Origin of the sequence: Micromonospora sp. WMMD980, assembly GCF_029626035.1 — a bacterium.
Taxonomy (GTDB): domain Bacteria; phylum Actinomycetota; class Actinomycetes; order Mycobacteriales; family Micromonosporaceae; genus Micromonospora.
The window spans coordinates 3,327,718-3,340,319 of the sequence record NZ_JARUBE010000003.1 but is presented as its reverse complement, the minus strand read 5'-3'; the positions used below and the strand labels follow the sequence as shown (position 1 = coordinate 3,340,319).

Genomic DNA, 12,602 nt, shown 5'->3' with positions numbered 1-12,602 from the left:
CAACGCCTTCACCCAGTTACGAGACGTCCCTGACGCCCGCCGGGCGGGCTGCTCCGGCGCGACCGAGCCCGCGCCGGCGGCGAGTTTCCCGCCGGAGGCCGCCGCCCGCTTCCCGCACCTCGCCGAAATCGCCAGGGCGGCGTCGCACGACGACGGGTCGGTGGTGGGTCCGGGCTGTGACGACCAGTTCGAGTTCGAGTTCGCCCTGGACCTGTTGCTGGACGGCATCGAACGGCTGCACCGGCAGGGCTGGACGTCGGCGCGCTGACCCGCACTCCCGACCGAGCGGAAGAGGCCAGTCGCACGTCCTGGCCAGTCTCGCGTCCTTCGGGAAGTGGGCCGCGAGAGCGGAGCCGAGGACGACCTGGTCGCGCATTACTCGAAATTCCTATAGAAATAGCGAATTTTCAGCGAATTCTCAGGTCTGCGGCGTTGACATCAACTGGATGGTCGGGGATATTCCTAGCGCGCGACGGGGCGTGGGCGGAGCAGGCGGAGTCTGCGGATCTCTGCTGCGCGACGTGCGCGAAACTGTCGGCGTTGCCCCTGTTCGACAGGGTGCGGTTAGGGCTTCCACGATGATTGATCGCGCAGTCGAATTCGCCAAGCACCACTCGCCGAATTCGTTCCGGGTCGCGGGCCGGCGGGCGCAGATGGAAGCACGCAACGCCCGGATGCGGCTCACCGTCCCGGTGGTCACCCGCAGCGAATTCGACAACGTCTTCCACTGCACCGTCCGCAAGACGGGCAGCCAGTGGATCAAGGCGCTGTTCAGCGACCCGGCCGTCTACCGGCACTCCGGCCTACTGCCCTACGACCCGCGCTTCTACTCCGGCGGGGTGACCGCGCCCGTCCCGGCGGGCCGCACCGGCCTGGCGATCTTCCTGTCCCACAGGCGCTTCGAGTCCGTCCCGAAGGCCGGTACGTACCGCGCGTTCTTCGTGATCCGCGACCCGCGGGACGTGGTGGTGTCGAGCTACTTCTCGTTGCGGAACTCGCACGCCCCGATGGGGGACATCCCGCAGGCGCGCAAGGTGCTCCAGGAGAAGCCGAAGAAGGAGGGCATGCTCCACGTCATCGAGCGCCTCCGCGACAAGAAGCAGTTCGGGCAGATGCGGTCGTGGGCGACGGCCCCGCCAGCGGAGACGTTCCGGTTGTTCCGCTACGAGGATCTGACCGGCGAGCGGCAGGCCGAGGAGGTCGACCGGCTGCTGCGGCACTGCGGGATCACGTTGCCGCCGGCCGAGCTGGCGGCCCTGCTCGCCCGGTACAGCTTCACCAACATGAAGAAGGGCAAGGAGGTGCCGGGCCGGGTCTCGCACTACCGCAAGGGCGCGGCCGGCGACTGGCGCAACCACTTCGACGACGACATCTACGCCGCCTACACCCGGGCGGCCGGCGACCTGGCCGAGGTGCTGGGCTATCCGGCCCGCGACGAGGCCGTCGGGACGCGCGACGGCCAGGAACCCGCCACGCGGTAGGGCGCCCGCGTACACAAGATCACACATGGGGCTTACACGGAGACGACACCTCGCGTGCCAGGATCCCGACGTGACGCGTGACGATCTCGTACGTCAGATCGAGGAAAGATCCCGGCTCACCGGGACGTTCCTCCTCCGGTCCGGCCGCACCGCCGACGAGTACTTCGACAAGTATCAGTTCGAGGCCGATCCGCTGCTGTTGGATGCCGTCGCGGCGCAGATGGCCGGCCTGGTTCCCGCCGGAACCGAGGTGTTGGCCGGCCTGGAGATGGGTGGCATCGCGATCGTGACGGCACTTGGCCGCCACACCGGCCTGCCCTGCGCGTTCGTTCGCAAGGCCGCGAAGCGGTACGGTACGGCGCGTCTGGCGGAGGGCGCGGACGTGGCCGGACGGCAGGTGCTCGTGGTCGAGGACGTGGTGACCTCCGGCGGGCAGGTGGTGCTGTCGACGCGGGAGCTGCGGAACCTCGGTGCCCGGATCGACGACGCGGTATGCGTGATCGATCGCCAGGAGGGCGGGGCCGAGGCGTTGGCCGTGGAGGGGGTCACGCTGCGTCCGCTCCTCGTCCGCGACGATTTCGCGCGGTGAGTGGCACACCACGGGTGCCACCGGGCCGCGGAGAGGCCGGTGACGTTCCACCCGCCGGGAGGCCGGCCCGGTTCGGCGGATTCCGGGCGCTGGGTGGCGGGGCGGTCGTCATCGCGGTGGCGCTGCTGATCCTGCGCCCGATCGTCGACAGTCGGGACTGTCCCAACCACGGAGGGAACGGAAACGCGAGTTCCTTCGGCGACGAACGCCTGGACCTCGTGTTCGTGCTGCTGCTTCTCGGCTGGCCGGCCGCGGTCGTGGTGGAGCAGGCCCTGCCGGTGGCCTGGCGTCACCGGCAACCGGTGGAGATCACGCTGCGGGCGGCGGCCGCCGTGCTGCTGGCGCTCACCGCGTCCTGCTGCCTCGCGGTCGAGGTGCTCGTCGCCTGCCACTGATCGCCGGCCGGGTCACGGCAACGGCACGACGTAGGAGTCGACGCGGGCGATGAGCCCGTCGCGGAACGTGAACAGGTCGTTGAAGGCGAAGCGGAACGGCCCGTGCGCGACGCTGACCCCACGGCCCTCGCCGGTGACCACCACCACCGGGCCGTCCTCGTGCACCCGCTGCACGTCGAGCTGCGGGCTGCCGGCGAAGGCCGGGTTCTCGATCTCGCCGTCGAACTCGGCGCGGCCCCGGGTGGTCCGGTGGCCGTGGATGACCCACTCGACGTCGTCGGTCAGGGTCGCCAGGATGCGCGGGTGGTCGCCGGCCCGGAAGCCGGCGAAGTATTCGCCGACCAGGTCACGCTGGGTCGTTCGGGGCATGGCTGTCTCCTTCGTGGTCGAGATGGTCGGCCAGGGCGTCGAGGATCGAGGCGAGCCCGTCGGTCGCCCGGGTGCTGCGCAGTTCCGGCGGCAGCCGGCACTGGTGCACGGTGAGGTCGGTGCCGCCGTCGGCAGGGCGCAGGGTCACGATGGTGCGCAGGCCGGTGACCGGTTCGTCGAACACGAGTTCGCGTGGTGGGTCGACGCGGACGTAGACGAAGCGCAGCCGACGGGTCGCGCCGTCCGGCGCGCGGGTGTCGAGCGCGAACTCGCCGCCGGCGCGCAGGTCGACGGTGACCGACCCGGGCGGCACCGTGGCGTGCGAGCCGCCCCAGAACGCGGCGATGCGCGCCGGGGTGGTGAAGGCGGTCCAGACCCGCGCGGGCGCGGCGTCCAGATGGCGTCGGGCGACCAGTTCGTCGCCGTGCAGCTCGGCGCGGGCGCTCACCGCACGCCCTCCTCGTCGGTAAGGTGCTCCTCGAGCGCGTCGAGCCGGTCGTGCCAGGCCCGCCGCTGCTCGTCGATCCAGGCGCCGATCAGTGCGAGCTGGTCGGCCCGGAGCCGGCAGGGTCGCCGGGTGCCCGCACGCCGCTGCTCCACCAGCCCGCAGCGCCGCAGGACGCCGACGTGATGGGAGATCGCCTGTGGGGTGAGGTCGAAGGGCTCGGCCAGCTCGCCGACGGTGGCGTCACCGTGGGCGAGGCGGGTCACCAGTGCCCGGCGGACCGGGTCGCCGAGCGCCGCGAAGGCGAGGTCGAGATCAGGCATGGCGTCAGCTTTATGAAAGTATTGGTTTGCACAAGCACTGGTTTGCAGGTTCGGACCATCGGACGGAGATCGACGTGAACGGACCGCATCGACGCCACCGGCGGGTGCTCGCCCTGCCGTTGCTCGTCACCGCGCTGCTGGCCGCCGCGTGCACCGACGGCGGCGGCACCGACCAGGGGCAGGGCGCCACCACGGCACCGGCGTCGACGTCGACGAGCGCCGGCACACCGTCGGCCGCACCGTCGACCGGCGGGCCCGTGACCATCCCGAAGTCCGCCTTCGTCGACCTGCCCGCCGAGCTGCGCAAGAGCGCCCCGCAGCCGATGCAGGTCGCCGACGCCCTGCCGAAACTGTGCGCCGAGGAGTTCGCCACCGGCGGGCGGTCCACCGCGGCCGCCGCCATGATGAGCATCTACAAGACGCCGAAGGACCCGCCGGAGAACGTCCCCTACGGCACCCTGCACCAGACCGTCTTCGCCTTCGCCGGCACCGGCGCCGCCGACTACCTGCGTCGCGTCCGCGCGGCGCTCCAGCCCTGCCGCTCCTTCGACGAGTCGGGCAACACCGTCACCGTCCGGTCGCAGCCGCTGGCCGGCACGGGCGACGACGCCCTGCTGGTAACCCTGACCCGGCCGGCGACCGGGCTCGACGGCACCCCCGTCGGGGGCACGGCCACCAGCCAGATCACGGTGGTCAAGGTCGCCGACGCGGTCACCGTCGTGCACGACCAGGGCTGGGAGGGCACCAGCAACAACCCCGACTTCGCCGACGACTTCGCCCGGGCCGCCGTCCGGGGCCTCGACTCCTGGCAGCGGTGAGGCGACGCCCCGGTCCTCAGGAGACCGCCGCCCGGACCAGCTCCGCGAGCTTCTTCTCCACCTCGGGGCTCCACCTCAGCAGGGCGAACGAAGCCGCCCACATGTCGCCGTCGTCGAGATTGGCCGCGTCCTGGAAACCCACCGTCGAGTAGCGGTAGTTGAACTTCCCCGAGTCCTGGAAGAAGACGACGATCTTGCCGGCGGCGTTCGCGTAGGCGGGCATGCCGTACCACGTCTTCGGCGACAGCTCGGGCGCGTTGGCGGTGATCGTGACGTGCACGCGCTCGGCCAGCTCCCGGTCGTCCGGCGCCATCTGCGCGATCCGGTCGAGGACCGCCTGCAGGTCGTCGGCCTTCTTCGCCCCCTTCTTCCCCTCGTTGCGCAGCTCGGCGGCGCGCTCCTTCATCGCGGCGCGTTCCTCGGCGCTGAAGCCCTCGCTCATCCCGGTTCCCCCTCGTCGTCGGCGGTCGGCCGGTGCCGCCCGCTCAGGAGGAACGCTATGTCCCCACCTGGGCCGACCGCTTCTCGAATCCTGACCAGGTCGCGTCGCGTCGGGACAGCCGGGCAGGTCGGGGTGACCCATGCTCCGGCGATGGGTCAAGAAGCGAACCTCGCTCCCACCGAGGCGGAGTCCCTGCTCGCGGTCCTGGAGCGCAACCGGCGCACCTTCGCCTGGAAGACGTCCGGGCTCGACGAGAAGGGCCTCGGCGCGACCGTCGCCGCCTCCTCGATGACGCTCGGCGGTCTGGTCAAGCACATGGCCCTGGTCGAGACGGACTGGCTGGCCGTGAAGCTGGCCGGCGAGGACTACGGCGCCCCGTGGGACGGCGTCGACTTCGACGCCGAGCCGGACTGGGAGTGGCGGACCGGCGCGACGGACGCCCCGGGCGAGGCGGACGCGTTGTGGCGGGCCGCTGTCGAGCGCTCCCGCACGCTGGTGGCGGCCGTGATCGAGGAGCGCGGCCTGTCCGGCCCGGCGTCCTTCACCTGGCCGGACGGTCGCACACCCACGGTCCGCGCGATGCTCCTCGACATGATCGAGGAGTACGCGCGCCACACCGGGCACGCCGACCTGCTGCGCGAGGCGGTGGACGGGCGGGTCGGCGAGGGCGCGCCGTCGGACTTCACGTTCTGAGGCGGCGGACAACCCGTTCGCGGGCCGATGAGTTTGGCATGCTGCGGCGGTCTTCCCGTCGACATCACCTGACCTGAAGGAGCACCGCGATGGCGAAGGTCATCTCCACGCTGTTCATCTCGGCCGACGGCGTCGCCGAGATCGACCCCGACTGGCACTTCCCCTACTTCGACGACAACATGGGTCGCGCGGTCACCGAGGACTACGACACCGCCGACGTCCTGCTCATCGGCCGGGAGACCTACGACAGCTTCGCCGGCGCGTGGCCCGACCGGGAGGCGGCCGGCGGCGAGGACGCGCCGTTCGCCAAGCAGCTCGGCGACATGCGCAAGGTGGTCGTCTCGCGGCAGCCGCTGGAGTTCTCCTGGCGCAACTCGGAGCTGGTCCAGGGCGACCTCGTCGACGCGGTCGCGGCCCTCAAGGCCGACCCGGGTGTCAAGGGCATCCTCATCCCCGGATCGATCTCGGTGGTGCAGCAGTCGCTCGGCGCCGGGCTGGTCGACGAGCTGCGCCTGCTGGTGCACCCGGTCGCCGCCCGCAAGGGCCGCAAGCTGTTCGACGAGGGTGACTCGCCGTACCATCTGCGGGTCAGCGCGACGGAGGCGTTCCCCACCGGCGTCATCCGGGTGATCTACACGCCGGCCGAGGCGCCGGGCAAGGTCGGCTACGAGGACGTCAAGGAGCAGGTGCCGGCCGGTAACTGAGCGGGGCAGCGACGGGCGTCGCCGTCGTGACAGGATCTCCGGCGTGTTTCGTCGCCCCCTGCTCCTGATCGCCGCCGCCGCGGCGTGCGCCGCGCTGCACGTCGCCGGTGTCCTGGTGGCTCACCCGGTGTGGCGGGGCGCCGAGGTGCTGTGCCTGGCCCTGCTTCTCGCGTACGCGGTGGCCGGCGGGCTGCCGGCGCCACGCTGGGTGGTGCCGGCGGCGCTGGCGGTGCTGCTGGCCGACGCGATCCGCACCATGCCGGCGGCCCCGGGCGGCGGGGACTTCGGCTGGCGGGTCATCGACGGGAGCGACCCCGTCGACGTCACGGCCGGCGTCGAGGCGGGCCTCACCGCCGGCTGGGCGGCGCTGACCGCGACCGTGCTCCTGCTGGTCGGATGGCGTGGTCGGCTCCGGCGTCGACCGGCGGCGTTCGCCGGGGTGGCGGCGCTGCCGATCCTCGGTTACGCCGCGGTCCGGGTCGCCGACATCCGGCACCACCTGGTCGCCGACGACGCACCGTACCCGAGCGGCCCCGACGTGACGGACGTGACGAGCGCGATGGTGCTCGCGGTGCTGCCGGCGCTCGCTCTCGCGGTGGCCGCGCTGGTGCTCGCCGCGTTGCTGGCCGGGCGCGGCCGGCGACTCGCCGCGGCCGGCGCGGCGGTGCTCGCCCTCGTCGCGTTGCGGCTGATCGACGCGAGCATCGAAGCGGTGCCGGTGTCGCACTTCGCCGGCGACGGGACGGCGCTGTTCGCCTGGCACGCCATCACGCCCACGGCGGCGATGCCGCAGCCGGTGGGGGCGCTCACCGTGGCGGTGGAGCTGACCGCGTACCTGCTGCTCGTCGCGGGGCTGGCAGGGGTGGACCGCGACGCGCCGGCGGTGTCCGTCCCGGTGGCCGGATAGCGCTCAGCCGAGCAGGGCGAGCAGCGCGTGCAGCGCCGGGTTGGTGCTGTCGACCGGCCAGGCCAGTCCGACGTCCACGGTGGGCGTCGGGGCGGTGAACCGGCGCAGCCGCACGCCGGGCAGCCGTAGCGCCCGGGCCCGGCCGGCGGGCACGGCCGCGACCACGTCGCCCTGCGCCACCGCGCGCAGCAACTGCTCGTCGTCCGGCTCCTGCCGGACCAGCCGGAACCCGCCGTGCGGCCACACCTGGGCGATGGTGCGGTCGAACATGCCCGGCCCGTTCTCCCGGGGCCACATCACCGCCGGCAGGTCGACCACCTCGGCCCGGCCGATCCGGCGGCGGCCGGCGGCGAGCGGATGGCCCGCCGGCAGCGCCAGCAGCAACTCCTCGGTGTCGACCGTGCGGCAGGCGAGCGCCGGTTCGTCCACCGGCGGGCGGACGAACGCCGCGTCCAGCCGGCCGGCGAGCAGGCCGGCGACGTTCGGGGCGGTCCACGCCGTCTCGGAGACCACCTCGACGCCGGGGTGGGCGGCCCGGAACCGGCCGATCAGCGCGTCGACCCGGCCGCCGCGCGCCGACCTGGTGTACGCCAGCCGCAGCCGGCCGCCCCGGCCGCGCACCAGGTCCCGGATGCGGGCGGTCGACGCGTCCACCTCGGCGAGCAGCCGCGCCGCCTCCTCCGCCACGCGTGCCCCGACCTCGGTCAGCGTGCAGCCCCGGCTGGTGCGGTGCACGAGCGGCGCGCCGAGCTGGCGCTCCAGCGCCCGGATCTGCTGACTCAGCGCGGGCTGGGCGATGTGCAGCCGGGTGGCCGCGCGGGTGAAGTGCAACTCCTCGGCGAGCACCGCGAAGGAGCGCAGCCGGCGCAGGTCCGACCAGGCGCCCGTGGCCTCCACCATCCCGCCATCATAAGCGCCGCTTATCGCCGACTGTCCGATCCGTCTTGGACGGCACGGTCACCGGGCGGTCACCATCGGCACCACATCGACGGTACGGGCGACGGGAGCGGACCATGGCGGCAGCGGACGTGGTGGTGGTCGGTGCGGGAGTGATCGGCCTGACGGCGGCGGTCACGCTCCAGCGGCGCGGCGCGCGGGTCACCGTGCTGACCGCCGACGAACCGGCGGACCTCGTGTCCACGGTGGCCGCCGCGGTCTGGTACCCGAGCCACACCGAGGCGGACCCGCGGGTGCTGCGCTGGGCCCGGGACACGCACGCCGAGCTGCGCCGACAGGCCGCCGACGGGGTGCCCGGGGTGGTCGACCGGCCCACCCGGATGTGGCTGCGCCGCCCCTACACCGGGCCGCCGTGGTGGGCCGACGCGTGCGGCGGGTTGGTGGCCGAGCCGGCCACCGCGCCCTGGACGGCGCTGCTGCGGTTCACCGCCCCGACCGTGGAGATGACCCGCTACCTGACCTGGCTGCACCGCCAGGTCGAGGCCGGCGGCGGGCAGGTCGTCCGCCGTCCGCTGCGCAAGCTCTCCGAGGCGTACGAGATCGCGCCGGCCGTGGTCAACGCCACCGGCCTCGCCGCCGGTCAGCTCGCCGCCGACCCGGCCGTGTACCCGGCGCGCGGGCACGTCCTGCTGGTGGCGAACCCCGGCCTGACCGTGTCGGTGCGCGACGAGGACGACCCGGCCGGCATCACCTACGTGCACCCGCGCCGCCACGACGTGGTGCTCGGCGGCACCTACCAGCCCGGCGTGGCGCACACCCGGCCCGACCCGGACACGGCGGCGGCGATCCGGCGGCGGTGCGTCGCCCTGGTGCCCCGGTTGGCCGGCGCGCCGGTGCTGGGGGAGCGGATCGGGCTGCGGCCGGCCCGGCTCGGCGGGCCCCGGGTCGAGGTGGACCCCGGGGGCGGGCGGCTGGTGCACGCCTACGGGCACGGCGGGGCGGGGGTGACGCTGTCCTGGGGTTGCGCTGCCGAGGTCGCGGACCTGATCCTGGCCGGCTAGCGCCTCGGCGGCGACCTTCGGCCACGACAGCGCCGCATAGGGTCGGGTCGTGGGCAGCGACCATCGCGTACGGGCCGTCTACCCCGGCGCGCGATCACCGCGCCGAAGACCGCCGAGAAGGTGTGTCGGGGCACGCCGAGCCAGTCCGCCCAGTCGGCGAACTCGCGGGTCTCGTCGAGGATCGTCCCGCCGACGTCGAAGAAGACCGCCCCGATCACGGCATTCCTCCGTCGGGACGTAGCGGCGATCGAGCCGGCCGCGGACCTGCGACGCGGCGCAGCGCGGGTCAGGCGAAGTCGCGCACGCCCACTTGGGTGAGGTTGAGGCGCGTCCTGAACCCGCTCCCTTCTACTTGTCCGTGGTGTCTTGCCTCGGCGCGGGGCCCGATGCCAAGACTCATACAGTCGTCGATATCGCATCGATGAACGTGCACGGGGGAGGGCAATTGTCTATGTCCAAATCGCGGGCCAGTGTCCGCGTCGCCGCTGTGGCGGCCGCTGTTCTGGGGCTGGGTACAGCCTCCATGTCGACAGCCTCGGCTGGCGCCTCGGGTCCGAGCCTTCCGGCACCCTCGCCATCGGCCGAGACGACGGCCCCGAATCCGGCGCCGTCGGGCTCGGCCGACGTACCGGTGCCGAATCTTCCGGCGCTGGAGCCCGCTGATGTGGCCGGCTCCATCAGCTACAGATCTTGAACGGCCAGGTTTGTCCACTGTGGTTCGGCGTGTCGGCGTGATCTTCGTGGCGCGGAGGCGTAGGCCGGGATGATGAGGTATCCCGATGGAGGTGGATTGTCCGCGCGGGGGCGGGCAAAGCGTGAGGCGGTGCGGCGGCAGGCGGCCGGGTGGTTCGCCCAGGACGTGTCGGTGCCGGAAATCGCGCGCCGGCTGCGGGTGTCGCAGACCGCGGTGTACGGATGGCGCAAGCGGTGGAAGGCCGGCGGCGAGGATGCCCTTGCCTCGAAGGGACCTGGCGGGTCTCGGTGCCGCCTGGATGAGGCCCGGCTGCGGCGCCTGGCCGACGCCCTGGACGAGGGTCCGGCGGCGCACGGGTTCGGTGTCGATCAGCGGTGGACCCTGGCGCGGGTGTCGGACCTGATCGCCCGGATGTTCCGCGTCCGGTACACGCTGCGTGGCACCGCGAATGTGATGTACCGGCTGGGCTGGTCGGTGCAGGTGCCCAAGCACCGCGCGGTCGAGCGCGACGAGGCCGCGATTACCACCTGGCGGCGGGAGACGTGGCCGGCGGGAAAACGGTAGCGGCGCAGCGACAGGCGTGGCTGGTCTTCGAGGACGAGGCCGGTCAGACGCTGCGCCCCCCGAAGGCCCGCACCTGGGGCCGACGCGGCCGCACCCCGGTCGTCCCGGTGTCCGGCAAGGGGTCCGGTCGCGTGTCGATCGCCGGGTTGACCTGTTACCGGCCCGGCGAACGGTCCCGGTTGATCTACCGCACGATCGTGCACCGCGGCCGCAAGAACGAACGACGCAGCTTCAGCGAACGCGACTACATCGCCCTGCTCGACGCCGCCCACCAGCAGCTCGGCGGCCCGATCGTGTGCGTCTGGGACAACCTGAACACCCACGTCTCCGCCGCCATGCGGCAGATGATCAACGCCCGGGACTGGCTCCACGTCATTCGGCTCTCCGCCTACGCCCCCGACCTGAACCCGACCGAGGGCGTCTGGTCTCACCTGAAACGCAGCATCGGCAACCTCGCCGTCACCGGCGTCGACCACCTCCTTGCGATCATCAAGAATCGGCTCAAGAGCATCCAGTACCGACCCGACCTACTCGACGGGTTCCTCGCTCACACCGGCCTGACCCTCGAACCCGACACAACCTGACCATTCAAGATCTGTATCTCACTAGCGCCTACGGCATCAGTCAAGAGGAAGCGCTACGCCGGCTCGAACTGCAGCGGACGTCGGCGGTGCTCGGTGAATGGATGGGCAGGAATCAGCCGAACGAGTACGCCGGCATGTGGCTCGATCAGGACAATGGGGGTGTGCTGCACATCGCGACCACCCGGCCGGAATCCGCCAACGCCGTGATCGCCTCGCTTCGTGACAAGACCAACGTGCGCACCGACAAGGTCCGGTGGTCGATGAAGGACCTGCGTGCCACCGAGGAGCGAATCGACAAGAAGCTCAACCCGAGCTTCGACCGGCACACGGCGGAGATTAACGTCGATGTCCGATCGAACGCCGTCATGGTCTACCAGCGAGACGGCGCCGCAGAAACCACCCGGCGCTCGGGCGGGCAGAACGTCGCCCGGACGCAGGGTGTCGCGCAGCGCGAGACCGTGCTTAGGCCGAACGCGGCGGTGAGTGCAGCAGCCGCCGCCCAGCAGGGCCGTGCCGTGGTCAAGCAGCTCCTGGAGCCGGGCGTCGAGAAGGGCGGGCCCGCCGCGAACGACGGGTGTGACCCGCGCGACTGTGCCTGGCCGATGCGCGGGGGCATGCGGCTTAACACCAGCCGGAACCAGGCCGCCCCGGTCTACCCCAACGGCGAGAACATGAACGCCTGGTGGGGCCAGTGCAGCAACGGCTTCAACGTCACCGACTCGCGCAACTGGCACTACGTCATGACGGCGGGGCACTGCACGGTCGGCCCGTACAAGAGCGGGATCGGCTTCACCAAGTCCAAGTCCGGCACGCCCATCAGCTACGAGGTCTACAACTTCGAGAACGCCAACGTCAACGGCTCGCGGGTCTATCCGTACGATTACGCGCTCATGCCATACCGTTCCGAAGGCGGGACCAACTGGTACGACTACTGGCCGGGTGGCGTGCCAAAGAATCGGGTAGTGTCCTGGTGCTACTGGACTGAGTCGACCTGGCAGGGCTGCCAGGACGGCAGCTACTCGATCACCGGCTACTATTCCTATCCACAGGTTGTCGACGGTTGGGTGGTATGCGAGACAGGCAGCGGAGATGCCGGCTCGGACTCCGGTTACCACACCAATCTCGGCTACGTTCCTGGCACCCGATGCGGGAGCATCACACAGCACTACGGCGGCGGCCTCGAGGCGAACATCTGCGCCCGCTCCGGTGACAGCGGCGGTCCGCTGTTCAGCGAGGTCGACAACAAGCCGTACGGCATCCTGTCGTACGGCAAGGACGCGAGCGGCGCCTGTGGCAGTCCCGGCTCTGAATGGAACCGCTACACGCCGATCGACAAGATCCTGTCCCACGTCCGCAACCAGACCATCAGCCTCGAAGGTATCGACTACGGTTTCAAGCTGAAGACTGTTTCCTGATCAACCAATTCGGGATCGTGGCCGGCTCCGCAACCGGAGCCGGCCACACCGGGCATTTGGAGCATGGCGTGAGTGTGTTTGGCCGGAGGGCTGCCCTGGTGGTTAGCGTGTTGATGTTGGCGGCGTCGGGATGTGACAGCGGCTCCTCCGGTCAGCCTGGCGGCCCTGGTAGCGGCGCTGGGCGGGAGAGCGGGGCCAGCGCCACCGGTGCGCCCGCTCCA

At 71.7% G+C, this 12,602-nt stretch carries 16 protein-coding genes and 2 pseudogenes; 12 read left to right on the top strand and 6 right to left on the bottom strand.

Annotated elements, in window-relative coordinates; genetic code table 11:
- Positions 1-7 precede the first annotated feature (7 nt).
- The 4 genes and pseudogenes from O7618_RS15560 to O7618_RS15545 all read left to right on the top strand — a co-directional run.
- A pseudogene (locus O7618_RS15560) lies at positions 8-268 on the top strand (hypothetical protein); the annotation flags it as partial.
- 310 nt (positions 269-578) lie between these two features.
- Positions 579-1,481, top strand: coding sequence for a sulfotransferase domain-containing protein (locus tag O7618_RS15555; RefSeq protein ID WP_278106815.1), 903 nt, complete (start codon positions 579-581; stop codon positions 1,479-1,481).
- A gap of 70 nt (positions 1,482-1,551) precedes the next feature.
- Complete coding sequence (locus O7618_RS15550) at positions 1,552-2,070, top strand: phosphoribosyltransferase family protein (RefSeq protein WP_278106814.1); 519 nt, start codon at positions 1,552-1,554, stop codon at positions 2,068-2,070.
- Positions 2,067-2,465 (top strand): hypothetical protein, encoded by a 399-nt coding sequence (locus tag O7618_RS15545; RefSeq protein WP_278106813.1) that lies wholly within the window; start codon positions 2,067-2,069, stop codon positions 2,463-2,465. The genes O7618_RS15550 and O7618_RS15545 overlap by 4 nt, the downstream gene beginning before the upstream one ends.
- A 12-nt stretch (positions 2,466-2,477) precedes the next feature.
- Here the strand turns inward: O7618_RS15545 and O7618_RS15540 are convergent, their stop codons facing one another.
- From O7618_RS15540 to O7618_RS15530, 3 genes are read right to left on the bottom strand one after another with little or no spacing between them, the layout of a single operon-like run.
- Positions 2,478-2,834: a nuclear transport factor 2 family protein gene (locus O7618_RS15540; protein WP_278106812.1), complete on the bottom strand. Its 357-nt coding sequence runs from the start codon at positions 2,832-2,834 to the stop codon at positions 2,478-2,480.
- Complete coding sequence (locus O7618_RS15535) at positions 2,812-3,282, bottom strand: SRPBCC domain-containing protein (protein WP_278106811.1); 471 nt, start codon at positions 3,280-3,282, stop codon at positions 2,812-2,814. Before O7618_RS15535 ends, O7618_RS15540 begins: the two co-directional genes overlap by 23 nt.
- Positions 3,279-3,602, bottom strand: a complete 324-nt coding sequence (locus tag O7618_RS15530) for a metalloregulator ArsR/SmtB family transcription factor (RefSeq protein ID WP_278106810.1) — start codon at positions 3,600-3,602, stop codon at positions 3,279-3,281. Before O7618_RS15530 ends, O7618_RS15535 begins: the two co-directional genes overlap by 4 nt.
- Before the next feature lie 74 nt (positions 3,603-3,676).
- Between O7618_RS15530 and O7618_RS15525 the strand changes: the two genes are divergently transcribed.
- The gene (locus O7618_RS15525; protein WP_278106809.1) at positions 3,677-4,420 is read left to right on the top strand and encodes a hypothetical protein; all 744 of its coding nucleotides are present in this window, start codon (positions 3,677-3,679) and stop codon (positions 4,418-4,420) included.
- 16 nt (positions 4,421-4,436) lie between these two features.
- Here O7618_RS15525 and O7618_RS15520 read toward each other — a convergent pair whose 3' ends face one another.
- A complete protein-coding gene (locus tag O7618_RS15520; RefSeq protein WP_278106808.1) occupies positions 4,437-4,862 on the bottom strand; it encodes a hypothetical protein in 426 nt (141 codons plus the stop codon).
- Positions 4,863-5,012: 150 nt separating this feature from the next.
- On the opposite strand from O7618_RS15520, the gene O7618_RS15515 reads away from it, so the two are divergent.
- The 3 genes from O7618_RS15515 (at position 5,013) to O7618_RS15505 (ending at position 7,166) form a co-directional block, all read left to right on the top strand.
- Complete coding sequence (locus tag O7618_RS15515; RefSeq protein WP_278106807.1) at positions 5,013-5,555, top strand: DinB family protein; 543 nt, start codon at positions 5,013-5,015, stop codon at positions 5,553-5,555.
- An 89-nt stretch (positions 5,556-5,644) separates the two neighbouring features.
- Positions 5,645-6,259, top strand: a complete 615-nt coding sequence (locus tag O7618_RS15510; RefSeq protein ID WP_278106806.1) for a dihydrofolate reductase family protein — start codon at positions 5,645-5,647, stop codon at positions 6,257-6,259.
- Positions 6,260-6,302: 43 nt separating this feature from the next.
- Positions 6,303-7,166 (top strand): hypothetical protein, encoded by an 864-nt coding sequence (locus O7618_RS15505; RefSeq protein ID WP_278106805.1) that lies wholly within the window; start codon positions 6,303-6,305, stop codon positions 7,164-7,166.
- Between the two features lie 3 nt (positions 7,167-7,169).
- Here O7618_RS15505 and O7618_RS15500 read toward each other — a convergent pair whose 3' ends face one another.
- Positions 7,170-8,066, bottom strand: a complete 897-nt coding sequence (locus O7618_RS15500; protein ID WP_278106804.1) for a LysR substrate-binding domain-containing protein — start codon at positions 8,064-8,066, stop codon at positions 7,170-7,172.
- 113 nt (positions 8,067-8,179) lie between these two features.
- Here O7618_RS15500 and O7618_RS15495 point away from each other — a divergent pair, with 113 nt between their 5' ends.
- Positions 8,180-9,124 carry an FAD-dependent oxidoreductase gene (locus tag O7618_RS15495; protein ID WP_278106803.1) on the top strand — a complete coding sequence of 315 codons (945 nt, stop codon included), beginning with the start codon at positions 8,180-8,182 and terminating at the stop codon, positions 9,122-9,124.
- An 80-nt stretch (positions 9,125-9,204) separates the two neighbouring features.
- Here the strand turns inward: O7618_RS15495 and O7618_RS15490 are convergent.
- Positions 9,205-9,342, bottom strand: a pseudogene (locus O7618_RS15490) (haloacid dehalogenase); the annotation flags it as partial.
- Between the two features lie 605 nt (positions 9,343-9,947).
- Between O7618_RS15490 and O7618_RS15485 the strand changes: the two are divergent.
- From O7618_RS15485 to O7618_RS15475, 3 genes are all read left to right on the top strand, one after another.
- Complete coding sequence (locus O7618_RS15485) at positions 9,948-10,382, top strand: winged helix-turn-helix domain-containing protein (protein ID WP_278104400.1); 435 nt, start codon at positions 9,948-9,950, stop codon at positions 10,380-10,382.
- Complete coding sequence (locus O7618_RS15480) at positions 10,361-10,966, top strand: transposase (RefSeq protein ID WP_278106802.1); 606 nt, start codon at positions 10,361-10,363, stop codon at positions 10,964-10,966. Before O7618_RS15485 ends, O7618_RS15480 begins: the two co-directional genes overlap by 22 nt.
- Before the next feature lie 86 nt (positions 10,967-11,052).
- Positions 11,053-12,381 carry a trypsin-like serine protease gene (locus O7618_RS15475; RefSeq protein WP_278106801.1) on the top strand — a complete coding sequence of 443 codons (1,329 nt, stop codon included), beginning with the start codon at positions 11,053-11,055 and terminating at the stop codon, positions 12,379-12,381.
- The last annotated feature ends 221 nt before the right edge of the window (positions 12,382-12,602 follow it).